General features: G+C 63.0%; 23 protein-coding genes. 14 read left to right on the top strand and 9 right to left on the bottom strand.

What is annotated here, in order from left to right; translation table 11 throughout:
- The first annotated feature begins 98 nt into the window (after positions 1–98).
- On the top strand, positions 99–953 hold the full coding sequence (gene thiD / locus ACCQ08_RS04020) for a bifunctional hydroxymethylpyrimidine kinase/phosphomethylpyrimidine kinase (protein ID WP_373448966.1): 855 nt from the start codon (positions 99–101) through the stop codon (positions 951–953).
- Between the two features lie 748 nt (positions 954–1,701).
- On the opposite strand, the gene ACCQ08_RS04015 is transcribed toward thiD, so the two are convergent.
- Positions 1,702–2,313: a gamma-glutamylcyclotransferase gene (locus ACCQ08_RS04015; protein WP_312409164.1), complete on the bottom strand. Its 612-nt coding sequence runs from the start codon at positions 2,311–2,313 to the stop codon at positions 1,702–1,704.
- Positions 2,314–2,800: 487 nt separating this feature from the next.
- Between ACCQ08_RS04015 and ACCQ08_RS04010 the strand changes: the two genes are divergently transcribed.
- On the top strand, positions 2,801–3,808 hold the full coding sequence (locus ACCQ08_RS04010; RefSeq protein WP_373448965.1) for a D-2-hydroxyacid dehydrogenase family protein: 1,008 nt from the start codon (positions 2,801–2,803) through the stop codon (positions 3,806–3,808).
- A 61-nt stretch (positions 3,809–3,869) separates the two neighbouring features.
- On the opposite strand, the gene ACCQ08_RS04005 is transcribed toward ACCQ08_RS04010, so the two are convergent.
- On the bottom strand, positions 3,870–4,862 hold the full coding sequence (locus ACCQ08_RS04005; protein ID WP_239812063.1) for a tripartite tricarboxylate transporter substrate binding protein: 993 nt from the start codon (positions 4,860–4,862) through the stop codon (positions 3,870–3,872).
- 219 nt (positions 4,863–5,081) lie between these two features.
- On the opposite strand from ACCQ08_RS04005, the gene ACCQ08_RS04000 reads away from it, so the two are divergent.
- On the top strand, positions 5,082–5,699 hold the full coding sequence (locus ACCQ08_RS04000) for a TIGR02281 family clan AA aspartic protease (RefSeq protein ID WP_373448964.1): 618 nt from the start codon (positions 5,082–5,084) through the stop codon (positions 5,697–5,699).
- A gap of 13 nt (positions 5,700–5,712) precedes the next feature.
- On the opposite strand, the gene ACCQ08_RS03995 is transcribed toward ACCQ08_RS04000, so the two are convergent.
- The 3 genes from ACCQ08_RS03995 to ACCQ08_RS03985 form a co-directional block, all read right to left on the bottom strand.
- Complete coding sequence (locus ACCQ08_RS03995) at positions 5,713–6,144, bottom strand: hypothetical protein (protein ID WP_312462842.1); 432 nt, start codon at positions 6,142–6,144, stop codon at positions 5,713–5,715.
- A gap of 152 nt (positions 6,145–6,296) precedes the next feature.
- A complete protein-coding gene (gene upp, locus ACCQ08_RS03990; RefSeq protein ID WP_021028434.1) occupies positions 6,297–6,929 on the bottom strand; it encodes a uracil phosphoribosyltransferase in 633 nt (210 codons plus the stop codon).
- Between the two features lie 113 nt (positions 6,930–7,042).
- Entirely contained in the window at positions 7,043–8,026 is a 984-nt protein-coding gene (locus ACCQ08_RS03985) for a threo-3-hydroxy-L-aspartate ammonia-lyase (protein WP_373448963.1), read from the bottom strand.
- 248 nt (positions 8,027–8,274) lie between these two features.
- Between ACCQ08_RS03985 and ACCQ08_RS03980 the strand changes: the two genes are divergently transcribed.
- Both ACCQ08_RS03980 and ACCQ08_RS03975 read left to right on the top strand, forming a co-directional pair.
- The gene (locus ACCQ08_RS03980; RefSeq protein WP_373448962.1) at positions 8,275–9,039 is read left to right on the top strand and encodes a basic amino acid ABC transporter substrate-binding protein; all 765 of its coding nucleotides are present in this window, start codon (positions 8,275–8,277) and stop codon (positions 9,037–9,039) included.
- A 65-nt stretch (positions 9,040–9,104) separates the two neighbouring features.
- Positions 9,105–9,881: an amino acid ABC transporter permease gene (locus tag ACCQ08_RS03975; protein ID WP_239812058.1), complete on the top strand. Its 777-nt coding sequence runs from the start codon at positions 9,105–9,107 to the stop codon at positions 9,879–9,881.
- A gap of 62 nt (positions 9,882–9,943) precedes the next feature.
- Here ACCQ08_RS03975 and ACCQ08_RS03970 read toward each other — a convergent pair whose 3' ends face one another.
- Complete coding sequence (locus tag ACCQ08_RS03970) at positions 9,944–11,452, bottom strand: DUF853 domain-containing protein (protein ID WP_312462829.1); 1,509 nt, start codon at positions 11,450–11,452, stop codon at positions 9,944–9,946.
- A 78-nt stretch (positions 11,453–11,530) separates the two neighbouring features.
- On the opposite strand from ACCQ08_RS03970, the gene ACCQ08_RS03965 reads away from it, so the two are divergent.
- The 7 genes from ACCQ08_RS03965 to rng all read left to right on the top strand — a co-directional run bounded on the left by ACCQ08_RS03965 (position 11,531) and on the right by rng (position 18,308).
- Complete coding sequence (locus ACCQ08_RS03965) at positions 11,531–12,250, top strand: YebC/PmpR family DNA-binding transcriptional regulator (RefSeq protein WP_133858840.1); 720 nt, start codon at positions 11,531–11,533, stop codon at positions 12,248–12,250.
- Entirely contained in the window at positions 12,247–13,524 is a 1,278-nt protein-coding gene (purD, locus tag ACCQ08_RS03960) for a phosphoribosylamine--glycine ligase (RefSeq protein WP_313331595.1), read from the top strand. Before ACCQ08_RS03965 ends, purD begins: the two co-directional genes overlap by 4 nt.
- 30 nt (positions 13,525–13,554) lie before the next feature.
- The gene (hemF, locus tag ACCQ08_RS03955; RefSeq protein WP_373448961.1) at positions 13,555–14,514 is read left to right on the top strand and encodes an oxygen-dependent coproporphyrinogen oxidase; all 960 of its coding nucleotides are present in this window, start codon (positions 13,555–13,557) and stop codon (positions 14,512–14,514) included.
- A 269-nt stretch (positions 14,515–14,783) separates the two neighbouring features.
- Complete coding sequence (gene rsfS, locus ACCQ08_RS03950) at positions 14,784–15,500, top strand: ribosome silencing factor (protein ID WP_373448960.1); 717 nt, start codon at positions 14,784–14,786, stop codon at positions 15,498–15,500.
- A 72-nt stretch (positions 15,501–15,572) separates the two neighbouring features.
- Positions 15,573–16,040 carry a 23S rRNA (pseudouridine(1915)-N(3))-methyltransferase RlmH gene (rlmH, locus tag ACCQ08_RS03945; RefSeq protein ID WP_116925617.1) on the top strand — a complete coding sequence of 156 codons (468 nt, stop codon included), beginning with the start codon at positions 15,573–15,575 and terminating at the stop codon, positions 16,038–16,040.
- A 154-nt stretch (positions 16,041–16,194) separates the two neighbouring features.
- Positions 16,195–16,809, top strand: a complete 615-nt coding sequence (locus tag ACCQ08_RS03940; RefSeq protein ID WP_373448959.1) for a nucleoside triphosphate pyrophosphatase — start codon at positions 16,195–16,197, stop codon at positions 16,807–16,809.
- Positions 16,810–16,820: 11 nt separating this feature from the next.
- Positions 16,821–18,308: a ribonuclease G gene (rng, locus tag ACCQ08_RS03935; RefSeq protein ID WP_239812052.1), complete on the top strand. Its 1,488-nt coding sequence runs from the start codon at positions 16,821–16,823 to the stop codon at positions 18,306–18,308.
- 98 nt (positions 18,309–18,406) lie between these two features.
- On the opposite strand, the gene ACCQ08_RS03930 is transcribed toward rng, so the two are convergent.
- The 3 genes from ACCQ08_RS03930 to ACCQ08_RS03920 all read right to left on the bottom strand — a co-directional run bounded on the left by ACCQ08_RS03930 (position 18,407) and on the right by ACCQ08_RS03920 (position 21,164).
- A complete protein-coding gene (locus tag ACCQ08_RS03930; RefSeq protein ID WP_373448958.1) occupies positions 18,407–19,570 on the bottom strand; it encodes a pyridoxal phosphate-dependent aminotransferase in 1,164 nt (387 codons plus the stop codon).
- A gap of 90 nt (positions 19,571–19,660) precedes the next feature.
- Positions 19,661–20,602, bottom strand: a complete 942-nt coding sequence (locus tag ACCQ08_RS03925; protein WP_239812050.1) for a CysB family HTH-type transcriptional regulator — start codon at positions 20,600–20,602, stop codon at positions 19,661–19,663.
- 166 nt (positions 20,603–20,768) lie between these two features.
- A complete protein-coding gene (locus ACCQ08_RS03920) occupies positions 20,769–21,164 on the bottom strand; it encodes a sirohydrochlorin chelatase (protein WP_373448957.1) in 396 nt (131 codons plus the stop codon).
- A gap of 290 nt (positions 21,165–21,454) precedes the next feature.
- Here ACCQ08_RS03920 and ACCQ08_RS03915 point away from each other — a divergent pair, with 290 nt between their 5' ends.
- Positions 21,455–22,696, top strand: a complete 1,242-nt coding sequence (locus tag ACCQ08_RS03915) for an efflux RND transporter periplasmic adaptor subunit (protein ID WP_373448956.1) — start codon at positions 21,455–21,457, stop codon at positions 22,694–22,696.
- A gap of 26 nt (positions 22,697–22,722) precedes the next feature.
- Positions 22,723–25,893: an efflux RND transporter permease subunit gene (locus ACCQ08_RS03910; protein WP_373448955.1), complete on the top strand. Its 3,171-nt coding sequence runs from the start codon at positions 22,723–22,725 to the stop codon at positions 25,891–25,893.
- Positions 25,894–25,909: the final 16 nt, after the last annotated feature.

Below are 25,909 nucleotides of genomic sequence, written 5' to 3'. Positions count from 1 at the left end.
GCCGGGGGCATGGGCCTGCGTCAAGCCGTCGTCACAATCGTGGATAATTTTGGCCAGGCCGGGCCAGTGTTGCCCGGCATTGTTTTTGGACTGCTGCCATGGCCTCACTGAATCCTTCTTCTCCCGTCTCCTTGCCGCGCTATGCACGGGTGCTGTCGATTGCGGGTTCCGACAGCGGCGGCGGGGCCGGTATCCAGGCGGATCTGAAGACCATGTCGGCGCTGGGCTGCTTTGGCATGACCGCGATCACGGCGCTAACGGCGCAAAACACGCAGGGCGTTCGCTCCATCCATGGCGTACCGCCGGTTTTCCTGCAGGAGCAACTGGACGCCGTGCTCGAGGACATTGGCTGCGATGCGGTCAAGATCGGCATGCTGCACGCGCCCGAGATTGTGGCCGTCGTTGCCGCCGCGATTGACCGCTATGCCTTGCCCCATGTGGTGCTGGATCCGGTGATGGTCGCTACCAGCGGAGATCGGCTGATTGCCGAGGCAACGGTAGGTGAACTGGTGCGGGAGCTGTTTCCCCGCGCTGCGCTCATCACCCCCAACCTGGACGAGGCGGGTTTGCTGCTGGGGCGCCGCCTGGAACACGCCGATCAGCTGGAACAGGCCGCGCAGGACTTGCTGGCACTGGGCGCCAAGGCGGTGCTGATCAAAGGCGGCCATTTGCCCGGCGATGAGGTCGTGGACCTGCTGGCTACGGCCGACGGCGAGCGCCTTCGTCTGGCCTCCACCCGCATCCACACCCATAACGGCCATGGCACCGGATGCACCTTGTCATCGGCCATTGCCTGTCAACTGGCCCTTGGGCAGCCACTGCCGCAGGCCGTCAGCCTGGCGCGCCAGTACATCCTGGGCGCCATCGCGTCGGGTGCCGACGTGCATACCGGCCAGGGCCATGGCCCGCTGAACCATGGCTGGAACCCGCAAAAGCAGGTGATTGTGCGTTGAATGCATGCGCTCGGCAGCGCTTCTGTAAGCAGCGGTGAGGGTGGCGGTGCAGTCGATTTTTCGTCCGTACTTATGTCGAAATGGCGAAATAATTGATAATTTAAGATTGAAATGACCTAAAATATGTCGATATTACGACGAAATGCAATATTTAACGCGCATTGAAGGGTGTTGCTGTTAATTTAAGTTACTTTCTATGTTTGCGATTTAAGTCCATGATATATATCAATAAATCTCTGAAAATGTAGCCTGAATCAAGCTTTTGATACATTTTTCATTGTTGTTTTTCATGGGTTAAATATTGAAAGGTAAACAGTGCGTAAACATTTAAATTTGTGGAGCCTGCTGTCAACCGCGTCATAGGCCCCGGCGTTGAACAACCATCTTTAGGAGATTGTTCACATGACCACCGCAAATGTTTTCAGCATCTGGCCAGAAGACGAACGTGATCGCAAGCGCTAAGCACTGGCGCCAGTAACTCTTTATCGTGCTTGCCGTGATGCTGAACTCGGCAAGCCACCCCAGTAAACGGCTCCTTGATGGAGCCGTTACTTGCGAATAGGGCGCGGAGCCTTCCGGCCCCCCCCTGGATGGTCGAAAGACTGTCCACCCGCCTCAACATGCACCTCGCTTCCGATGCCGTCTGGCTCAGGGAAGGCGGGGTGTTTGTTTTTCTGCGTGTGATGGTGGGGGCCGGAACGCCCAGTACCCTGATGCCAGGCGCAGGGGTACAGCGGTCGCTGGGAGGTCAGGCGGCAGAGCGCTCAGTGTTAAGTCGCTGCTGGCCTCGAACGTCCTGGCCTGCGCCGGAGCGCGAAGCGGACAGTCGCAGCAGCCGCTCCAGCGCCCGGTCCTGAATGCCTCGGTTTTTGAGGGCCGTATAGGTGGACTCGGCATAGTCCAAGGTCGTGCCGTAGATACCGCAGGACTGGGCAAAGATGCGGCGGTAGTCCTCTTCGCTCAAGGTGCCGGTGCAGCGCGGGCTGGACTTGGACAACGTGAAAGCCAGCGCTTTGACGGGGCCGTCGTCGGTCTGGCAGTCGAGCCACTTGGGGTCATAGGAATCGGTCGCCATCTCGCGCTGCCACAGCCGTGGCATCATTTCCGGCACATGCTGGCGGGCAATGCGAAACGCCATACCCCGGCAGCTGCCGCCCGAGAACATGCCAAACACCAGGCCAGGGCATTCCGGCGTGCCGCGGTTGATGTGGCTCCACATCTTGAGCGCGCGGTGCCAGCCAAAGACCCTGGCGTGGCGGCATTCCAGAAATTCAAACTCCGGGCGCCAGATCAGCGAGCCGTAGGCAAAAACCCAGAGGTCATCCGCTCCTCCCCACTCCTGCATGGTTTGCGCGAACATTTGTTGCGGGCAACGGCTGCGGGAGGAGGCGACCAAATTCGTCATAGTGGTATCGACCGACAAAACTAAGAGATAAGCAATTGTTATAGCGCTTGACCAGTGCCAACGCTAGGGCTGCTGGGTGTCTGGCATCATCTTTTGCGTGGAAAGCAACAGTTTGGCAATGTCGGACACCGCCTACCTAACGCGGTAGAAGGCCTGGGCGATGACAAGCCCGGAGGATGTTGGAGCATGGCGGGCCGCGATCCTGCGACGGCAGGCCCACTGTGTTGCCCAGCCGCTGCAGAGCAGGGCCTTGGCTGCTTGCCCGATTGCCTGACTAAGACGCAGAATTATTCAGTGCTATGATGTTCATAGCTGATGCGGGGCTGGCCTGTGCTTGGAAATCGGTTTCCTGCTGATTTCCGCTGCCGGCGGGCTGGTGTGTACAGGTGGCATGCGTGGGGCAAGGCCGCCTGGCGGGCATACAACGAGAATGGTCCTTCCTATGAATATTGTGATCTTGGACGATTATCAGGATGCGGTGCGCAAACTGCAGTGCGCGTCTGTTCTCGACGCCTATTCGGCCAAGGTCTATACCAACACCGTCAAGGGCTTGGGCCAGTTGTCGGTTCGCCTCAAGGATGCGGACATCATCGTGCTGATCCGCGAGCGCACCCATATCAACCGCCTGCTGCTCGACAAGCTCCCCCGGCTCAAGCTGATTGCCCAGACGGGGCGCATCGGCTCCCATGTGGATTTGACAGCCTGCACCGAGCGCGGCGTGGCCGTGGCCGAGGGTGTGGGGTCGCCGGTCGCGCCTGCCGAGCTGACCTGGGCCTTGATCATGGCCGCTGCGCGCCGGCTGCCGCAGTACATCGCCAACCTCAAGCATGGCGCCTGGCAGCAGTCGGGTTTCAAGGCGGCCAATATGCCGCCCAATTTTGGCCTGGGTACGGTTTTGCGTGGCCGCACCTTGGGCATTTGGGGTTACGGCCGCATTGGCCAGCTGGTTGCCGGTTTTGGCAAGGCCTTTGGCATGGATGTGCTGGTCTGGGGCAGCGATGCCTCGCGTGCCAAGGCGCTGTCGGACGGCCACAAGGTGGCGTCGAGCAAGCAGTTCTTCTTTGCCAACAGCGATATGCTGACCGTGCATCTGCGCTTGAGCGAGCAGACCAAGGGCTGCATCAGTTTTGAGGATTTGGCACAGATGAAGCCGTCGGCCACTTTCGTCAACACCTCTCGGGCCGAGCTTGTGCAGCCCGATGCGCTGATTGCGGCGCTCAACCGGGGACGCCCCGGTATTGCGGCGGTGGATGTGTTCGAGAGCGAGCCAATCCTGCAGGGCCATGCGTTGCTGCGGCTGGAGAACTGCATTTGCACCCCCCATATCGGCTATGTCGAGCAGGACAGCTACGAGCAGTACTTCGGCGTGGCCTTTGACAACGTGGTCAACTTCATCAAGGGGCGGCCGTCGAACATCGTCAATCCGGGTGCCTTGCAGGTTCGCCGCTAAAACCGTTGGATGCACAGAAAAGGGCCCTGCGAGGGCCCTGGTTGTTGGCGCAGCGCGGAAATCACTCCAGCTGCAGCTTCTTTTTCGCGATCAAGGCGTTGTACATCTTGCGGTCACTGCTGATGCGGGTTTGCAGTGCGGTGGGCGATGCATCGTCCAGGGTCCAGGCCTGGCGCAGCAGCTGATCGCGGATATCGGCGGTATTGAGCACCTTCAGCAGGGCATCGCTCAACGGGGTGCGGATGGCGGCAGGCATGCTGGCCGGGGCCATCAGCGCGTTCCAGACTTCGATATTCACATCCTGGGCACCGATCTCGCGCATCGAGGGCGTCTGCGGCATCAGTTGCGTGCGCTGGGCCGAGGTGACGGCCAGCGCCGCCAGCTTGCCGCTTTGCACCAGCGGCAGCACCGACGAGATGGGCAGCAGCGCGCAATCGAGCTGGCCCCCCATCAGTGCGGAGACGACACCGGGAGCGCCGGTAAACGGGATATGCACGGCATCGAAGTGCAGCGCGTCCTTCAGCAGCTCCATGCCCAGATGGCCGCCGGAGCCCAGGCCCGTGGAGCCGTAGCTGGCCGCATTGCCCTTTTGGCGCAGGCTGGCGAGCGCCTTGTCGGTTTGTGCGCCGGCGCTGGCGGGCACCACCCAGGCCAGGGGCGAGACGCCCACCAGGGCCAGCGGCGCAAAATCCTTCACCGGGTCGTAGGGCAGCTTGGCATACAGCGCCTGCGACGAGGTCAGCGGGCCGTTGCCGACTATGCCAAAGCTGTGGTCGTCGGTCGCGCGGGCCACCTGGTCTGCACCGATATTGCCGCTGGCACCGGGCCGGTTGTCGACCACCACCGGCTGGCCCAGGATCTGTGCCAGCGGCTGCGCGATCATGCGCGCCTGCATGTCGGGCGAGGAGCCGGCCGGGTAGCCAACGATAAAACGCAGGGGCTTGCTGGGCCAATGGGTCGGGGCAGCATGGGCGCTGGTCCAGCCCGCTGGCAGGACAGTGGCTGCGGCAAAGCCCGCGAGGGAGTGCAGCAGGTGGCGGCGGTCGATGGTCATGAAAAACTGGGCAAGGTGGTAACTGGCGGTCATCCTAACCCAGACGGCACCCGCCCGAGGCGCTGGGCCTTTCCGCCTGGCGGCAGTGGCCTGCGACGAATAAAGCGCTGCAAGCGCCAGCACACAGTGCAGCAGCGTGGCCTGGCCCATGCCAGTATGATTTATGCTTTGTCTCCGGCCGCCGCACAGTTTGCTTGCGTAGGCGAAAAACCCTGATCCATGAGCCGATTACGCACCCGACGCCCCGATTCTTCTGCCGCTACACAGTCCGCAGGCGCCGCTCTGCCACCATCCTGGACCGGTGCACCCGGGCCCACAGGATCCCCGGGGCCGCAGCGCACCCCGCCTGAAGCCAACCGCCGCACCACCTGGATGCTGCTGGCCATCTGGATCGGGGTGATGTTCGCCATCTACCTCGTCACCGAGGTCTATCGCAAGCCCAGCGAGGGCACGGTGATGGCCCATGGCGTGCTGGAGATTCCCCGCGACCGCGATGGCCATTTCCGTGTGGCGGGCTCGGTCAACGGGGTGCCGGTGCAGTTCATGGTGGATACGGGCGCCAGCCTGATCAGCATCACCGATGCCGTCGCCGAGCGTGCCAATCTGGGCGAGGGCGTGCCGATCAGCTTTCAGACGGCCAATGGTGTGCGCCAGGGCATGATGAGCCGGGCAGAACGGATTGAGGTGGGGCCGCTGGCCGTCAATGGCTTGCGGGTGGGCACGGGCTACACCGGAGAGAGCGCACGCGATGCGCTGCTGGGCCAGAATTTTCTGCGCTATTTTGATGTCAGCATCTCCGGCAACAGCATGGTGCTCAAGGCCCGCGACGGCGAGTGAGGCCAGCGGTGCCTCAGCCCATCACCGGCCTGGAGTCAAACGCCGCCTGCAGGCCATTGTTGCCGTCGGGCAGGCGCACAGCCGCCGGTGATGCACTGGCCTCGTACAAGCCGACGCAGTGCCGAGCGGCCAACTCCCGGGCCGCCTCCAGCGCGGCACCGGCCTGCGCTGGCTGCACCGCGACAAAAACAATATTGCGGCCAATGCTGTAGTCGGCCAGCAGACTCTTGTCGTCGGGGGGGAGTTCTTCGCGGTAGGGGCCACTGCGCGGCGGAAAGCGCTGCATCATGTCCAGGCACCAGGCCTTGAGCGACAACGTGGCAACCGCTGGGTCCTCGTAGTCATGGTGCTCTGGCCATTCGGTCTGCGCCTGGAACCAGAGCCCAAAGGCCGCGGGTTCCCGGGGTGCAGCGGCGGGCGCAAAAACCAGCAAGTGGTAGCTCATGGTGGGGCCTCCAGACGGAGATGCTCTGGACGCCATTTAACCAAAGTCGCCGTGCGCTGTATGTGAGATTTTGTCTTACGCGCAGACACTGGCGGGCAGGCTGCGGCGTCTGGCATGCCCAGCGCGTGGTGGGCATGCCAAGGGGGCTGGGCTTACTTGGTGCCGAAGATGCGGTCGCCCGCGTCGCCCAGGCCCGGCAGGATGTAGCCGTGGTCGTTGAGCTGGCGGTCCACGGCAGCCGTGTAGATGTCCACATCGGGGTGGGCGGCCTGCATGGTCTTGATGCCTTCAGGCGCGGCCAGCAGGCACATGAACTTGATCGACTTGGGCTGGCACTTGTCCTTGAGTTGCTGCACGGCGGCGGCGGCCGAGTTGCCGGTGGCCAGCATCGGGTCCACGACGATCACATCGCGCTCGCCCATGTTGTCGGGCATCTTGAAGTAGTACTCGACCGGCTGCAGGGTTTCAGGGTCACGGTACAGGCCGATGTGGCCAATCCGGGCGCCGGGCACCACGTTGAGCATGCCGTCGAGAAAGCCATTGCCGGCGCGCAGGATGGAGACGAGGGCCAGTTTCTTGCCGTCGATGACCTTGCCGACCATCTTTTCCATCGGCGTCTCGATCTCGAGGTCCTGCAGCGGGAAGTCGCGCGTGATCTCGTAGGCCATCAGGGTGGACAGCTCGCCGAGCATGCGGCGGAAGCTGTTGGTGGATGCTTCCTTGCGGCGCATCAGCGTGAGTTTGTGCTGGACCAGCGGGTGGTCGATGAGGTGAACGGTGCTCATGGTAGTTGCCAATGTCATTTTTGGCCGCAATGGTAGCAGCGCAGGCCCGAAGGCGTGCGCGGCCTGCGAATATATTTACCGAATGGTGAGGCTTTTGCGTGGTGCATGGCCCCTCATGCAGCCCCCAGCAATTGCGCGTAGCGGCCCAGGTCCACATTGCCGCCGCTGATCAGCACGCCCACGCGGGCGCCCTGCAGATCGACACCGCCAAAGCGTGCGCCTGCCAGGCTCAGCGCGCCGGTGGGCTCGACCACCATCTTCATGCGCTCGGCATAAAAACGCATGCTGTCCACCAGCTGCGGGTCGCTGGCGGTGACGATGTCGGTCACATCGCGGCGGATGATGGCATAGGTCAGATCGCCCAGTGCCTGGGTCTGTGCGCCATCGGCAATGGTGCGGGGTGTGGCGATCTTGACGATCTCGCCCTTGCGCAGCGATTGCTGGGCATCGTTGCCGGACTCTGGCTCGACGCCGTAGACCTTGCACTGGGGCGCCATGGCCTTGGCCGACAGCAGGCAGCCCGACAGCAGGCCGCCACCCCCCAGGCAGACAAACAGGTAGTCGAGCTGGGGCACGTCCTGGAACAGCTCCATCGCGCTGGTGCCTTGGCCGGCGATCACATCGGCATGGTTGTAGGGGGGCACCAGCGTCATGCCGCGCTCCTGGGCAATGCGCTGGCTGATCGCTTCACGGTCCTCGGTAAAGCGGTCATAGGTGATGACCTCGGCACCGTAGCCGCGGGTCGCATCCAGTTTGGCGGCCGGGGCGTCTTCGGGCATCACGATGGCTGCGGGCATGCCCAGAATGCGGGCAGACAGGGCGATGGCCTGCGCATGGTTGCCCGAGGAGAAAGCCAGCGCGCCGCGCTGCGCCTGCTCGGGCGAGAAGCGGGCCACCGCGTTGTAGCCGCCCCGGAACTTGAAGGCACCCATGCGCTGGTAGTTCTCGCATTTGAAGAAGAACTCTGCGCCCGTCAATTTGTCGAGGGTGGATGAGCGCATCACCGGCGTGCGGTGGGCAACGCCTTGCAGGCGCTGGGCAGCCGCTTGCACATCGTCAAAAGTGGGGAGGGGGGTCGCGTGGACAGAGGCGTTCATGGTCGGTCAGGTGGCAGAGGCGTCGAAGGGATTCATGGTAGTGGCTTTTTGGCGATTCGGTGTCGCTCTGGCGGTCCGTTCTGGGGCAGCGCAGCGCATCGGCTTGCGCAATCCCCTTGGCATGCGGGCGGCCCCGCTTGTGCGCAACGACAGAGCCGCGCTGGCCACCGTGCGTTCGCCGCCGCTGTCTGCAAGCGTTTACGTATAATCGGCCGCTTGTATGAGCTTATGTTGCTAAAGGTTGGGGTATGTGGAACAAAAAATTTGCGCTGGCCGTGGGCGCTGCAGCGGTCTTGGTGTTGGCCGGCGGTGCCGCGCAAGCGCAGGGCCGTGATCTGGTGGTGGCCTCCAGCGCCACCTACGCACCCTTTGCATTCGAGAACAAGGACAAGCAGATCGTCGGTTTTGACATCGACATCGTCAATGCCATTGCCAAGCAGCAAGGCATGAAGCTGCGCATCGTCAACACGCCTTTCAGCAGCATCTTCGCATCGCTCAACAATGGCGATGTGGACTTTGTCATCTCCGGCGTGACCATCAATGACAAGCGCAAGCAGAGTTTTGACTTCTCGCAGCCGTACTTTGACGCCCGCCAGCTGATCGCGGTGCCCAAGGACAGCGCGGTGGCTTCGCTCAAGGACCTCAAGGACAAGAAGGTCTCGGTGGTCAGCGGCTCGACCGGCGACGATGTATTGAGCCGTGAAGTCGGCAAGACCAGCCCCAATATCCGCCGCTTCGAGAGCACGCCGCTGATCATCTCCGAGCTGGCAGCCGGCGGCGTCGATGCCGCCATTGGCGACAACGGCGTCATCGCCTACCGCGTCTCGCAGTATCCCGCACTGAAGACTGTGGATGATGCCAGCTTCCCCAAGGAGCATTTCGGCATCGTCGTGCGCAAGGGCGACAAGGCCTTGCAGGAGAAGATCAACGCCGGCCTGGCCGCCATCCGCGCCGATGGCAGCTACAACGTGATCTACAAGAAGTGGTTCAACCAGGACTACAAGCCTCAGTAAGGCCGCCGCGACGTCCGCTGCAATGACGGCCCGTTGGCCGTCATTTTTTTTGAAAGAATTGATTGATGGACAACAACACCCCCGTAGAGTGGTTCGGCTGGTTCCGCCCCGACATCCTGGTGGAATACAAGCAGATGTTTTGGCAGGGCGCGATGGTCACCATCGGCATGACGGTGGCCTGCGTGATCATGGGTTGCGCGCTGGGCCTGATGCTCGCGCTCGCACGCCTGGCTGATACCCGCCATCAGCCCTGGAAGGGGGTGTGCAAATACCTGCTGCGCTGGCCCTCGACGGCCTATGTCAGCTTCTTCCGGGGCACGCCGCTGTTCGTGCAGATCCTGCTGATGCATTTTGCGGTGATGCCGCTGTTTGTGCACCCGGTCAACGGGCTGATCATCAGCGGTGACCTGGCCCGCACGCTCAAGCAGGACCATGGCGCGCTGATGTCCGGTGTGGTGGCGTTGACGCTCAACTCGGCGGCCTACATCTCCGAGGTGTTCCGCGCCGGTATCCAGTCGATCGCGATTGGCCAGAAGCAGGCGGGCATGTCGCTGGGCATGACGCATGGCCAGATGATGCGCTATGTGGTGATTCCGCAGGCTTTCCGCCGCATGCTGCCTCCGCTGGGCAACAACATGATCTCGCTGCTCAAGGACACCTCGCTGGTCTCCGCCATTGGCCTGGCCGAGATGGCCTATGCCGCGCGCACCGTGGCCGGTGCCTATGGCCGCTACTGGGAGCCTTACCTGGCCGTTGCGCTGGCATACTGGCTGATGACCTTCATGCTGACCCTGGGCCTGCGGGCGCTGGAAAACCATATGGCGCGCACCGACCGCAGTTGATAGCGCAGCGCACACGCAAAAAAGCCGGCATTGCCGGCTTTTTCTTTGCGGTGCGCCTCAGGCTACTTTTTGCCGCCCATGATGCTGCCCAGCACGCCGCGCAGAATCTGGTTGCCCAGCTTGGTGCCAAAAGAGCGGGCGGTGGACTTGGCCATCGACTGCACAATGCCATCCTTCTTGCCGCCGCGCGGGCCGGTGGTGCCAAACAGGATGTCGTTGATGCTGCCCATCAGGCCGCCATCCTCGCCAGCGGCACTGCCTGCACCCGCCTTGCCGCCTGCTGCTGCGGTCGCCTGGCCAGCGCGAGCCTTCAGGATCTCGTAGGCCGACTCGCGGTCCACCGGCGTGTCATAGACGCCCGCGACCAGCGAGTTCTTCAGCAAGGCCTGGCGCTGCTCGGTGCTGATGGGGCCAATCTGGCTGCCCGGCGGCAGTACATAGACGCGCTCGGTCACGCTGGGGCGGCCTTTTTCGTCGAGAAAGCTCACGAGCGCCTCACCGACGGCCAGCTCGGTGATCGCGGTCTCGATGTTCAGGCCCGGGTTGGCGCGCATCGTGGTCGCCGTGGCCTTGACGGCCTTCTGGTCGCGCGGCGTGAAGGCACGCAGCGCATGCTGCACGCGGTTGCCCAGCTGGGCGAGCACGCTGTCGGGAATGTCCAGCGGGTTTTGTGTGACGAAATACACCCCCACGCCCTTGGAGCGCACCAGGCGCACGACCAGCTCGATGCGCTCTTGCAGCACCTTGGGCGCGTCGTTGAACAGCAGGTGGGCCTCGTCAAAGAAGAACACCAGCTTGGGTTTGTCGGGGTCGCCAATTTCCGGGAGCTTCTCGTACAGATCGGACAGCATCCACAGCAGGAAGGTGGAGTACAGGCGCGGCGAATTCATCAGCTTGTCGGCCGCCAGAATGTTGACCACCCCCTGCGTGCCCACGGTCTGCATCATGTCGTCGATGTTGAGCATCGGCTCGCCAAAGAAGCTGTTGCCGCCTTGCTGCTCGATCTGCAGCAGGCCGCGCTGGATGGCGCCCACGCTGGCCGAGCTGATGTTGCCGTAGTCGGTGGTGAACTGCTTGGCGTTCTCACCCACGTAAGACAGCATCGCACGCAGGTCCTTGAGGTCGAGCAGCAGCATGCCGTTGTCATCGGCGATCTTGAACACCAGGTTGAGCACGCCCATCTGCGTGTCATTGAGGTCCAGCATGCGGCCCAGCAGCAGCGGGCCCATGTCCGATATGGTGGCGCGCACCGGGTGGCCTTGCTCGCCAAACACATCCCACAACGTGGTGGGGCAGGCCTTGGGCGTGGGCAGGCCAATACCACGGTCTTGCAAGGTGGCGGCCAGCTTGCCGCCAATCTGGCCCGCCTGGCTGATGCCGGTCAAGTCACCCTTGATATCGGCCATGAACACCGGCACGCCAATGCCCGAGAATCCCTCGGCCAATGTCTGAAGGGTTACAGTCTTGCCGGTGCCGGTCGCGCCGGTGATCAGCCCGTGTCGATTGGCCAGGCCAGGAAGCAAAAAACACTCCGTTGTGCCATTTTTGGCAACCAGTAGGGGTTCAGCCATCGTAGGTTTCCTCTCCAGCATCAAAGTCAAAAGTAAAATCGCAGTCTAGCTAGATAAAACAATAGCAAAGGAAATTCTGTGGCAGGACACAGCAAATGGGCCAATATTCAACACCGCAAGGGTCGTCAGGACGAAAAACGCGGCAAGGTTTGGACCCGTATCATTCGTGAAATTATGGTCGCTGCGCGGCAAGGCGGCGCAGATTTGAGCGCCAACCCGCGTTTGCGCCTGGCCATCGACAAGGCCAAGGCCGCCAACATGCCGGCCGACAACATCAAGCGCAACATCGACAAGGCCACCGGCAACCTCGAAGGCGTGACCTACGAGGAAATCCGCTATGAAGGCTATGGCATCGGTGGTGCGGCCATCATTGTCGACACGATGACGGACAACCGCGTGCGCACGGTAGCCGATGTGCGCCATGCTTTCAGCAAGCATGGCGGCAACATGGGCACCGAAGGCTCGGTGTCCTTCCAGTTCCGCAACCTGGGGCAGCTCGTGTTTGCACCGGGTGCCGATGAGGAAAAGATCATGGAAGTGGCGCTGGAAGCCGGCGCCGACGATGTGATCACCGACGAGGAGGGCGCCGTCGAAGTGCTGACGCCCCCGTCAGAATTTGAGGCAGTGCGCAATGCGCTGGAGGCAGCGGGCTTCAAGCCCGAGGTGGCCGAGGTGACGATGCGCCCCGAAAATACCGTAGATCTGGATGAGGAAGGTGCGGCCAAGATGCAAAAGTTGCTGGACGCGCTGGAAGATCTGGATGATGTTCAAGATGTTTACCATAACGCGGCGCTATGAAGGTACTTGTGATTGGTGGCGGCGGCCGTGAACACGCAATGGCCTGGAAGTTGGCGCAATCGCCCAAGGTCTCCAAGGTCTATGTAGCCCCGGGCAACGCAGGCACCGCACGCGACAAGCGTCTGGAAAACCTGCCGATCACCGATGTGGTCCAGCTGCGTGAATGGGCACAGGACAACGGTGTGCAGCTGTCCGTCGTCGGCCCCGAGGCGCCTTTGGCCGCCGGCGTGGTGGACGAGTTCCGCGCGCACGGCATGAAGATCTTCGGCCCGACCAAGGCCGCAGCGCAGCTGGAAAGCTCCAAGGCTTTCTCGAAGGATTTCATGGCACGCCATGGCATTCCGACGGCGCAGTACGAGACCTTCAGCGATCCGGTGGCAGCCCATGCCTATATCGACAAGCTGGGTGCGCCCATCGTCGTCAAGGCCGACGGCCTGGCTGCCGGCAAGGGTGTGGTGGTGGCCACCACCGCCCAGGAAGCGCACGATGCCGTCGACTTCATGCTGGTGGACAACAAGTACGGCGTCGCCCATAACGACGGCGGCGCCCGCGTGGTGATCGAGGAGTTCCTCGACGGCGAAGAGGCCAGCTTCATCGTGCTGTGCGACGGCAAGAGCGTGGCGGCGATGGCGACCAGCCAGGACCACAAGCGCCTCAAGGACGGCGACCAGGGCCCCAACACCGGCGGCATGGGTGCCTACTCGCCCGCCCCGGTGGTGACGGCCGATGTGCATGCCCGCGCGATGCGCGAAATCATCCTGCCCACTATCCGTGGCATGGAAAAGGACGGCATTCCCTACACCGGCTTTTTGTACGCAGGTCTGATGATCGACAAGGCCGGTCACCCCAAGACCCTGGAGTTCAACTGCCGCATGGGTGACCCGGAAACCCAGCCTATCATGATGCGCCTCAAGAGCGATCTGGTCGATGTGATGCAAGCTGCCACCGACGGCAAGCTCGACCAGATCGAGCTGCAGTGGGACCGCCGCACCGCGCTGGGCGTGGTGATGGCTGCCCATGGCTACCCGGACGCACCGCGCAAGGGCGATGCAATCACCGGCCTGCCCGAGGACGAAGAAGAAGTGATGGTTTTCCACGCCGGCACTACGGTGCAGGATGGCAAGCCCGTCACCAGCGGTGGCCGCGTGCTGTGCGTGACCGCTTTGGCCGACAACGTCAAGCAGGCGCAGCAGCGCGTGTATGCCGCTGCCGCCCAGGTGCATTTCGATGGCGCGCAATACCGCCACGACATCGGCTACCGCGCGGTCAAGTGACGGCCTCCAAGCCCACAGGGAGCCAGGCACATGCTGTCTTCTTCCATTGACCAACTGAACGCCGGGGCCCAGGCCCTGGCGGTGGCCGCCTATCTGCAGTCGCTGCAGGCCTCCATCACCGATGCGGTTGAAGCGCTGGAGCAGGAGGCAGGCAGCAACGTCCGCTTTCTGGCCGATGCCTGGCAAAAGGCGCCCGGTGAGAAGCTGCAAGGCCAGGGGCTGACCAAGATCCTGGAAGGCGGTACGGTGTTCGAGCGTGCAGGCGTGGGCTTTTCGCAGGTGCGGGGCCCGCAGCTGCCGCCCTCGGCCACCCAGCACCGGCCCGAGCTGACGGGTGCGCCTTTCACGGCCATGGGCGTGTCGCTGGTCTTCCATCCACGCAACCCCTATGTGCCAACCGTGCACATGAACGTGCGCATGATTGCCGCAGGCCACCCCGGCCAGCCCGCCACCTGCTGGTTTGGCGGCGGCATGGACCTGACGCCGTTCTACCCCTTTGCCGAAGACGCGCAGCATTTTCACCAGGTCTGCCACGATGCGGTGGCGCCTTTCGGTGACGATCTGTACCCGCGCTTCAAGCAGTGGTGTGACCGCTATTTCTTCCTCAAGCACCGCAACGAAGCGCGTGGCATCGGCGGCATCTTTTTTGATGATTTCTCCGAGCTGGGCTTTGAAGGCGGCTTTGCGATGCTGCAGTCGGTGGGCGATACCTTTTTGAAGGCCTATCTGCCGATCGTGCAACGCCGCAAGGACCAGGTCCATGGCGAGCGCGAGCGGGACTTTCAGCTCTACCGGCGCGGTCGCTATGTGGAGTTCAACCTGGTCTGGGACCGGGGTACCCACTTTGGCCTGCAGTCGGGCGGGCGCACCGAATCGATCTTGCTGTCGATGCCGCCCATGGCCAGCTGGAGCTACCAGCGCCAGGACCCTGAGGGCTCGCCCGAAGCGCGTTTGCTGGCGGAGTTTTTGCAGCCGCGTGATTGGCTGTGAACAAGCCGGCCAGGGCTGCCGGTTCCGTGCCAGAGGGGTAGGCCCGAACGCCTTTTGCTCGCCCGGCGCCCATGCCGCAAGGCCATACCAGAGCGCCATTTGGCGCAGCTTGCGTATAATTCGCTTTCCGCTGACCATGCGCATGCCCCATTGCAGGCTGCGCGGCAGCTTCTCTTGAAGGCTTTGCCCTTTTGTCACTGCGTGTTGACGCGATCAACAATAACTGCAACACGCGCTATAGTAGAAACACTTTCATCCATCACCTACTGATGACCACCGCCAAAAAATCCGAATCCACTGCCAAGAAATCTGTGCAATTGCTGCAGCGTGCCATCGTTGATGGGCTGGAAGATGTGAAAGCACAAGATATCCAGGTTTTCAATACCGAGCACCTGTCGCCGCTGTTCGAGCGCGTGATCGTGGCCGCAGGTACCTCGAACCGCCAGACCAAGGCCTTGGCGGCCAGCGTCAAGGACGCCGTCAAGGAAGCGGGCTTTCCCAAGCCACGCACCGAAGGCGAAGACAACGGCGAGTGGATCATCGTGGACTGCGGCCCTGTCGTCGCCCACATCATGCAGCCGATGATTCGCCAGTACTACCGCCTCGAAGAGATGTGGGGCGATACGCCGGTGCGCGTGAAGCTGGGCGCTGCCAAGCCCAAGGCCGCCAAGCCTGCCAAGGCCCAGGCCGAAGCCGCTGCGGACACCGAAGCCAGCAAGAAAAAGCCCGCTGCACGCAAGACTGCCTCCGCTGACAGCGCGGCCGCTGCACCGGTAAAGAAGGTTGCCGCCAAGAAGCCGGCGGTCAAGAAGATCTCGGGCACCGTGGCCAAAAAGCCTGCAGCCAAGAAGACCAGTGCTGCTGCCACCGTCAAGACCGTCGTGGTCAACAAACCCAAGGCCAGCAAGCCCGCAGCCAAGTCGGCCGCCGCCAAGCCTGCAGCCAAGAATCCCGCAGCCAAGCGCGTAACCAGCAAGGTCAAGTAAACCCCCTCAACCTGCGGGTTGCAAAGAGCTGTACTGCCCCGCAGGACAGCTCTTTTTCATTGGAGAGTTCGCATGAAGATTTTCATCGTTGCGGTGGGCCAGCATGTACCCGATTGGGCGCAGACCGCCTATGACGACTATGCCAAGCGTTTCCCACCCGAGCTGAAGGTGGAGCTCAAGGCCGTCAAGACGGAGCCGCGTGGCTCCAAGACTGTCGAGACGCTGTATGCCGCCGAGCGCAAGCGCATCGAGGCGGCCATCCCACGTGGCACGCGCATCGTGGTGCTCGATGAGCGCGGCACGAACCTGACCACGAAGGCGCTGGCCCAGCGGGTCAAGGGCTGGCAGCTCGAAGGCGACGATGTCGCGCTGATCATTGGTGGTCCCGATGGTCTGGACCCCGAGTTCAAAGCCGCGGCGCATGAGCGCATTCGCCTCTCGGACATGACCTTGCCCCATGCGATGGTGCGGGTGCTGCTGATCGAGCAGCTCTACCGTGCCTGGTCGGTCAATGCCGGCCACCCCTACCACCGCGAGTAAGCCGGTGGCACCAGCCGCAAGGTGGGGTGAGGGCAGCTCAATATCCCCGCTTGCCAGTGGGCTGCCGGATGCGTTATGCTGCAAAAATAATAGCTGCTTGCGCTGGATTGATGGGCGCAGGCGCTTTTTTCAAATCTAGGCCTCGCTTCCCACCATGCACCCCTTTGTCTACCTGGCATCGCAGTCTCCACGCCGCAGTCAACTGCTTGAACAGATCGGTATCGCCCACCGCTTGCTGGTTGCCCAGGACGACGACCCCGAACCCCAGGACCCTGAAGCGCTGGAGCAGGTGCTGCCGCGCGAATCGGCCACCGACTATGTTCAGCGCGTGACCGGCCTGAAGCTGGATGCTGCCATCGCCCGCCTGCAGCGGCGCGGGCTGGAGCAGGCGCCGATTCTCTGCTCTGACACCACGGTGTCGCTGGGCCGGCATATTCTGGGCAAGCCCGAGTCGCAAGAACAGGCCCGCGAGATGCTGCAGGCGCTCAGCGGCAAGACGCACCGCGTCTTGACGGCGGTGGCGCTGCAAAGCGGGCGCAAGCGCCTGACCAGCCTGTCGGTCTCCAGCGTGGAGTTTGCGGCAATGGACAGCGCGCAGATCGATGCCTATGTCGCCAGTGGCGAGCCCATGGGCAAGGCGGGCGCCTATGGGGTGCAGGGGCGGGCGGCAGCGTATATTGCCAGGATCAGCGGCAGCTATTCAGGCATCATGGGGCTGCCGGTGTTCGAGACGGCCAATGTGCTGCGGGCTGCAGGGTTTGCCATCTGAGAATGACTTCTATGCAAAATGATATTTTGATCAACTGGGCCCCGCAGGAGACGCGGGTGGCGGTCATCGAGGGCGGCGCCGTGCAGGAGCTGCACCATGAGCGCACCCTGGAGCGCGGCCTGGTCGGCAATGTCTACCTCGGCAAGATATCGCGTGTGCTGCCCGGTATGCAGTCTGCGTTCATCGACATTGGCCTGGAACGCGCCGCGTTCCTGCATGTGGCCGATGTCTGGCAGCGCCAGGAAGGCGGTCTGGCGCCGATGTTCGCGCGCAAGGGCGAACCCCAGGTGCCGATTGAAAAGCAGATTTTCGAGGGCCAGTCGATCATGGTGCAGGTCATCAAGGACCCCATCGGCACCAAGGGCGCGCGGCTGTCCACGCAGATCAGCATTGCCGGGCGCCTGCTGGTGTACCTGCCGCAGGACGACCATATCGGCGTGTCGCAAAAGATTCCCCAGAACGAGCGCGATGCCTTGCGCGCACGCCTGCAGGCGCTGGTGGGCACCGCGCAAACGGGTGGCGGCGGTGGCTTTATCCTGCGCACCAATGGCGAGGACTCCAGCGACGAGGAGCTGGCCGAGGACATCAGCTACCTGCGCAAGGTCTGGAAGCGCATCAAGGAAAGCGCCGCCAAGCAGGCTGCCAAAACCTTGCTGCACCAGGACCTGAGCCTGATGCAGCGCGTGCTGCGCGATATGGTGACGGAGAACACCCAGTCGATCCGCATCGATTCGCGCGAGCAGTTCGTGCTGCTGCAGCAGTTTGGCCAGGAGTTCATGCCTGCCGCGCTGCCCAAGCTTCAGCTGTACAAGGGCGAGCGCCCGATTTTCGATCTGTACTCGGTCGATGAGGAAATTGCGCGTGCGCTGGGCCGGCGTGTCGATCTCAAGTCGGGCGGCTACCTGATCGTCGACCAGACCGAGGCCTTGACGACCGTCGATGTGAACACCGGCGGCTATGTCGGTGCGCGCAATTTTGACGACACCATCTTCAAGACCAACCTGGAAGCGGCCCATGCGATTGCCCGCCAGCTGCGGCTGCGCAACCTGGGCGGCATCATCATCGTGGACTTTATCGACATGGTGCATGAGGACCACCAGGCGCAGGTGCTGCATGAGCTGCGCAAGCAGCTGCAGCGCGACCGCGTCAAGACCATGTGCGGCGAGTTCTCCCAACTGGGCCTGGTGGAGATGACGCGCAAGCGCACCCGCGAATCGCTGGCCCATATGCTCTGCACCTCCTGTCCCGTCTGCCATGGCGTGGGCGAGGTCAAGACCGTGCGGACCGTCTGCTATGACATCCTGCGCGAGATCCTGCGCGAGGCGCGCCAGTTCAACCCCAAGGAGTTCCGCGTGCTCGCCGCCCCGCCGGTAATCGAGATGCTGCTGGACGAGGAAAGCCAGCATTTGGCCGGGCTGTCCGATTTCATTGGCAAGCCGATCTCGCTGCAGGCGGAGGGGCGGGACGGCTCGGACCAGTACGATATCGTGCTGCTGTAGCACTGGGCCACTGACGGCAGACAGCAGACAGCAGACAGCCAACAAAAAGCCCGGCGAGATGGGTTCCCGCCGGGCTTTTTGCCAGGGAAGAGGGCGCTTTACAGCTTGCGCAGACGTTCCAGCGCCGCGAGCAAGGTCTCATCCTTTTTGGCATAGCAAAAGCGCACCACCTGCTGGTCAAAGCCGTTGCCATAAAACGCAGACAGCGGAATGGCTGCTACGCCCAGGTCCTTGACCAGCTGCTGGCAGAACTCTGCTTCGCTGGCATCGGTCACGGCGGAGATGTCCACGCACTGGAAATAGGTGCCGGAGCTGGGCAGCAGCTTCAGGCGCGAGCCTTCGAGGCCGGCGCGGAACAGATCGCGCTTCTTCTGGTAGAAAGCGGGCAGGTTCAGGTAGGGCGCCGGGTCCTTCAGGTACTCGGCCAGGCCGACCTGCATCGGGGTGTTGACGGTGAAGACATTGAACTGGTGCACCTTGCGGAATTCCGCCGTCAGCGGCGCCGGTGCAGCAACGGTGGCGACCTTCCAGCCGGTGACATGGAAGGTCTTGCCAAAGCTGCTCACCACATAGGCGCGCGCGGCCAGGCCGGGGTAGCGCGATGCGCTCTCATGGCGTTCGCCGTCGAACACCATGTGCTCATAGACCTCATCGGCCAGCAGCAGGATGTTGGTGGGCGCCAGCAGGTCCTGCAGCTGCTGCATCTCCTGCGCGGTCCAGGTGGTGCCGCTGGGGTTGTGCGGCGTGTTGATCAGCAGCAGCCGCGTCTTGGAGGTGATCGCTGCGGCAATCTTGCCAAAGTCTGGGCGGAAGGTCTTGGGCGTCAGCGGCACGCGCACCGGCACGCCGCCCGCCAGCTCGATATTGGGCACATAGCTGTCGTAGCAGGGGTCCAGCACGATGACCTCGTCACCGGGGCTCACGCAGCTGAGGATGACGGTGAGGATCGCCTGCGTGGCACCAGCGGTGACGGTGATCTCGCTGTTGGCGTCGTAGCGCTTGCCGTAGAGCGCTTCGATCTTCTGGGCCACCACCTCGCGCAAGGCCGGTACACCGGTCATCGGCGGGTACTGGTTGTGGCCGGCCTGCATGGCGCGGCTGACACTGTCGATCAACGCCGGGTCGCAGCCAAAGTCCGGAAAGCCCTGGCCCAGGTTGACGGCCTTGTGCTCGGCCGCGAGCGCCGACATGACGGTGAAGATGGTGGTGCCCACATGGGGCAGACGGCTGGGGAACGACGGGGTGGGGGCGGAGGCGGACATGGTGATCAAGGTTGGAAAACAACCGCAGCCGGCGAGCCGGACTGCGACCTATCGATCAGTAAGCGGTTTGGGTTGGGAGACGGGTGCGGGTCAGAGCTCATAGTCAGCCACATGGCCGACCATGGCACGGGCGATCAGATCACGGCTGAGCCGGTCGCTGAGCAGCTCGGCAAATTTGTAGACAAAATTGCGCATGTATGCGCCGCGCTTGAAGGCCACGCGCGCCACGCTTTCGCCAAACAGATGACCGACGGGCCGCACGGCCAGGTCCTTAAGCGGATCATCGCGCATGGCCATCTCGGCCACGATGCCGATGCCCAGGCCCAGCCGCACATAGGTCTTGATCACGTCCGAGTCAATCGCTTCCAGGACAATCTTGGGGGTGAGCTGGCGGGCAGCCATCGCCGCGTCGATCTTGCCCCGGCCGGTAAACGATGGGTGGTAGGTGATCAACGGCTCTGCGGCAATGTCCTCCAGATTGATGCGCTCCTTCTGAGCCAGAGGGTGTTGGTGCGGCATGACCAGCACGTGCTGCCATTCATAGCAGGGCAGGGTCACCAGTTCGGGGTAGTCGGCCAGCGACTCGGTGGCCATGCCCAGATCGGCCTGCTCGTCGATCACCATGCGTGCCACTTCGGCCGGTGTGGCCTGGTGCAGGCTGACTGTCACCTTGGGATAGTGCTCGCGCAGCCGTGCCACCGGCGTGGGCAGCACATAACGCGCCTGGGTGTGGGTGGTGGCGATGGAGAGGGTGCCGCTGTCCTGCGCGCTGTACTGGTCGCCGATGCGTTTGAGGTTGCCGACCTCGCGCATGATGATCTCGATGCTGCGCAGCACCTGCTGCCCAGGCTCGGTGATGCGCTTGAGCCGCTTGCCATGGCGCGCGAAGATGTCGATGCCCAGCTCCTCCTCAAGCTCGATGATGGCCTTGGAGACGCCGGGTTGCGAGGTGTGCAGTGCCTTCGCCGCCTCGGTCAGATTGAGGTTGCGGCGTGCGGCCTCTTGCACAAAGCGGAACTGATGCAGGTTCATACAATGATGCGGAATATGAATTTGCATCATTATGCTTGATTGGAATATAAAAATCAGCCTCTCTGCAGAAATCCAGCCTCTGGGGCGGATTTTTCAGACATGCACCCGCTGGAGCCTGCCGCAACCGGGTACCGGCGGCATAGGGGCCGCCGGAGATTTAGCGCGGCTACGCGCCTTCCAGGTAGCCGCCCGCCATGGCCGCCAGCAGCCCGATGACGCGCGCATCCTCGCCCATCGCCGGGGCAATGCGCAGCTGCACCTGGGGATGGAGCGGGGCGAGTTCCTCGACCAGCGCGGGAATGTCTTCGCTGGCATGTTTGCCGACGCCAAACAGCAAGGGCCAGATGGTGATTTGCGTCAATTGGGGATGCGACTGCAGCAGCTGGGCAACGGCGTGGCCGAGCGGTGGGTCGCACCAGTCAAGATAGGCGCAAGCCACCGCAGCGGCGGGTTGCGCTTGCTGCACTTGGGCGAGCAGGTGTTCCGCATTGCGGCGCCAGACCGGGTCCTTGGAGCCGTGGGACAACAGAATCAATCCGATGGAAGAGGTGGTGGAAGACATGTGCGTAGGACGTTAGCGGCTGAAACATAAGCCGCCGTGGGTAAAGCTAGGAACCTTTAGGCATTATCGCTTTCCCATACCCGGGCCCGATGGGCCACCGAAATGGATACGAATGTAGCAAAATGTACAGCTTGCGCAGCCAGGGTCTGAAACCTGGCAATCCCGCGCGGCGCTTTACACTGCCTACATATTTAGCTGTAAAAATAGTAGTTTGCTCTACCTTGAAGCCAAAACCGATGATGCCGGATGTTTCCAATTTTTCGCGCCAGTCCCTGGCAACGTTTCAATCCTTGGCAACCGTCGGAAAGCACTCCTCCCCCCGCGCGTTGGGTCGTCTGGTCCGCACAGCTGCTGTGGTCGGCGCCATCGGTCTGCTGGCTGCGTGTTCGGACAAGCCCGCACCCGCAGCCGCCGCGCCGCAGGCACCGGAGGTCGGCATCATCACGGTCCAGGCAGCATCGCAGCAGCTGACGGCGGAGCTGCCCGGGCGCACCAGTGCCTTCATGATTGCCGAGATTCGCCCCCAGGCCAACGGCATTGTGGAAAAGCGCCTGTTCACCGAAGGCGCCGCCGTCAAGGCCGGCCAGGCGCTGTACCAGCTCGATGACCGGCCTGCGCGGGCCTCCGTCAACAGTGCCGAGGCGGCGCTGGCCAAGGCCAAGGCCACCGCGCAGACGGCGCGCAGCAATGCAGCGCGCAACAGCGAGCTGGTCAAGATCGATGCCATCAGCCGCCAGGTCTTCGATGACAGCCAAGCGCTGGTGGCGCAGACCGCTTCCGACGTGGCCGTCGCCCAGGCAGCGCTGGACAATGCCCGGATCAATCTGCAGTACACCCGTATCAGTTCGCCGATCAGCGGCAGGGTCAGCACCTCGGCGGTCACGCCCGGTGCGCTGGTCACCGCCAACCAGGCGACGGCGCTCACCACCGTGGTGCAACTCGATCCCATGTATGTGGACTTCACCCAATCGAGCACCGAGATGCTGCAGCTGCAGCGCGACCTGAAGGCGGGCCGCTTTCAGCGCCTCGAAGGCGACCAGATTCCGGTGCGCATCCGGCTCGATGACGGCACCGAGTACAGCCACGAGGCCAAGCTCAAGTTCTCCGGGGTGATCGTCAGCCCCACGACAGGCACCGTCACCTTGCGTGCTCAGGTCCCCAACCCCGATGGCGTATTGATGCCCAATATGTATGTGCAGGCGCTGTTGCCTACCGCAGTGGCGCCAGATGCACTGCTGGTGCCCCAGCAGTCGGTGGTGCGCGACCTCACCGGCAAGCCGACCGTGCTGGTGGTCACGGCCGACGACAAGGTGCAAAAGCGCGCGCTGCAGCTTGACCGTGCTGTGGGCAGCCAGTGGCTGGTGGGCAGTGGCCTCAAGTCGGGGGAGCGCGTGGTGGTCGATGGCTTCCAGCGTGTCAAGGAGGGTGACAAGGTGCGCGTCACCGAGGTGGATCTGAAGGCGCAGGCCGAGCGCGTCCGCAGCCCTGGGCGCGTGCCCGGCCAGGCCGCAGCGCCGGCAGCAGCCCAGTAACACCCCCAGAACCCGAGGCTGCATCCATGGCTCAGTTTTTTATTCAGCGCCCCATTTTTGCGTGGGTGATCGCCATCATCATCATGCTGGGCGGGGCACTGTCCATCTCCAAGCTGCCGCTGGAGCAGTACCCCGAGATTGCGCCGCCGCGCGTCACCATCGGTACCCAGTACACCGGTGCGTCGGCCGAGACGGTCGAGAACTCCGTCACGCAGATCATCGAGCAGCAGCTCAAGGGCATCGACAACATGCTCTACATGAGCGCGACCAGCAATGCCTCTGGCCAGGCCCGCATCACCTTGACCTTTGCGCCCAGCACCAATGTCGATGTCGCCCAGGTGCAGGTGCAAAACAAGATACAGGGGGCGCTCAACCGCCTGCCCGAATCGGTCAAGAGCCGGGGCGTGTTCATCAACAAGGGCGGCCAGGATTTTCTGGTCACCTACAGCTTCTACTCCCAAGACCCCACGATGACCGAGGTCGACATTGGTGACTACATCAATGCCAGTCTGGTCGATGTGATCGGGCGCCTCGAAGGCGTGGGCGACATCAACGTCTTTGGTACCTCATATGCGATGCGCATCTGGATGGACCCGGCCAAGATGGAGAAATTCGGACTGATGCCGTCGGACTTGGCCAATGCGCTCAATGCGCAAAACGCCCAGGTCTCGGCCGGGCAGCTGGGCGCGCTGCCAGCGGTGAACAACCAGCAGCTCAATGCGACGATCACGGCGCGCACCAAGCTCAAGACGGTGGACCAGTTCGAGGACATCGTGCTCAAGGCCGCCACCGATGGCTCGGTGGTCACCATGAAGGATGTCGCCCGCGTGGAGCTGGGCGCCGAAAATCTGAACGTGCAGGCCAAGCTCAACGGCATGCGCGGCGCCGGCATGGGCATCATCCTGGCCGATGGCGCCAATGCGATGGCCGTGTCCGATGCCGTTGCGGCCAAGCTGGCCGAGATGAAGCCGTACTTCCCCAACCAGATCGATTACTTCGTCAGCTCGGACTCCACGCCCTTTGTGCGCGCCTCCATCCACGAGGTGGTCGCAGCGCTGGGTGAGGCCATGGTGCTGGTGGTGATCGTCATGTTCGTGTTTTTGCAGAACCTGCGCGCCACGTTGATCCCGGCCATTGCCGTGCCGGTGGTGCTGCTGGGCACCTTTGGCGTGTTGTCGATCGCCGGGTACTCCATCAATACCTTGACGATGTTCGCGATGGTGCTGGCGATCGGCCTGCTGGTGGACGATGCGATCGTCGTGGTGGAGAACGTCGAGCGGGTGATGCACGAGACGGGCATGTCCGCCAAGGAGGCAACCAAGGTCTCGATGCGGGAGATCACACCGGCGCTGGTCGGTATCGGCGTGACCTTGTCGGCGGTGTTTGTGCCAATGGCCTTCTTTGGCGGATCCACCGGGGTGATCTACCGCCAGTTCTCGATCACCATCGTCGCGGCAATGGCACTGTCGGTGTTCGTCGCATTGACGTTGACCCCGGCGCTGTGTGCCACCCTGCTGAAGGCGCCCGAGCATGCCGGCGGCCATGAGCGCACCATCCGCAAGGGCCTGTTTGGCATCAGCGACCGGTTCTTCCGCTGGTTCAACCGCAATTTCGACCGCACGGCCACCCGCTACCAGGGCATCGTCGCCCGCAGCCTGCGCCGCGCCAAGCGCATGATGCTGATCTTCATCGCCGTGCTGCTGGGCGTGTGGCTGCTGATGCACAAGCTGCCGACCTCGTTCCTGCCCGATGAAGACCAGGGCTTTCTGTATGTGAACGTCAACCTGCCGTCCGGCGCAGCCGATGCGCGCCTGCAGGACGTGCTGGACGAGGTGCGCGAATACCTGCTCAAGCAGCCCGACATCATCAGCTTCAACCAGGTCTCGGGCCTCAACGGTGACCAAAGTTCGGCGCGCGGCTTCATCCGCCTCAAGCCCTGGGATGAACGCCAGCTCGCGTCGCAGTCTTCCGCGGCCATTGCCAACAAGGCGACGAGAGACCTGTCGCGCATCCGGGATGCGCGGGTGCTGGTGATCCTGCCGCCAGCCGTGCGCGGTCTGGGTGCCAGCTCGGGCTTCAACTTCATGGTCAAGGACATGAACAGCATCGGCCACGACGGGCTGTTGGCAGCCAGCAACCAGGTACTGGCGGCCATGCGCGCCAACCCGAACCTGACGGCAGTACGCACGACCAATCTGGACGATGCGGCCGAATTGCGTGTGGATGTGGACGACCGCAAGGCCGCCGCGCTGGGTTTGTCGTATGCCGACATCAACAGCGTGCTGTCCAGCGCGATGGGTGGCACCTATGTCAATGACTTCCTGAACAATGGCCGCGTCAAGCGCGTCTACATCATGGGCGATGCGCCGCACCGCATGCTGCCGCAGGACATCGCCAAATGGACGGTGCGCAACAAGAACGGCGAAATGGTGCCCTTTGGTGCGTTCTCCGACACGCACTGGGCCTACGGCTCGCCCCAGCTGCTGCGCTACAACGGCAGCCCGGCCTACGAGTTCGAAGGCCGCGCAGCACCCGGCATCAGCTCCGGCGCAGCAATGCAGGAGGTCGAAGCCATCCTGGCCAAGCTGCCAGCCGGCCTTGGCTATGAATGGACCGGCGCGTCGCTGCAAGAGCGCCAGTCCGGCGCCCAGGCGCCCATGCTGTATGCGATCTCGATCCTGTTCGTGTTCCTGTGCCTGGCCGCGCTGTACGAGAGCTGGACCGTGCCGCTGTCGGTGATGCTGGCCGTGCCGCTGGGGGTGATTGGTGCGCTGGCCGCCACCTATACCCGGGGCCTGACCAATGACGTGTACTTCCAGGTGGGCTTGCTCACCACCGTGGGTTTGGCGGCCAAGAATGCCATCTTGATTGTCGAATTTGCGGTGCAGCTGCAAGAGCAGGGCAAGCGCCTGTTTGATGCCACGGTGGAGGCGGTGCGCCTGCGCTTGCGCCCGATCCTGATGACCTCGCTGGCCTTTGGCTTTGGCGTGATTCCGCTGGCCATTGGCACCGGCGCCGGTGCCGGCGGGCGTAACGCCATCGGCACGGCCGTGCTGGGCGGTATGGTGGCCTCGACCGTGCTCGGTATTTTCATGGTGCCGGTCTTTTTCCTGCTGATCCGCAGCTGGTTCCGCTCGCGCAGCCGCCACGACGAGGCGCCTGCGCAAGCCAGCGCCGCGCCGGAGACCGCGCCATGAGCTGTTTTGATACTTT

The sequence above is a fragment of the Comamonas sp. SY3 genome (genome assembly GCF_041730275.1).
Taxonomy (GTDB): Bacteria; Pseudomonadota; Gammaproteobacteria; order Burkholderiales; family Burkholderiaceae_C; genus Comamonas; species Comamonas sediminis.
The sequence above is the reverse complement of the archived record's forward strand: the minus strand, read 5'-3'. Positions and strand labels throughout refer to the sequence as shown.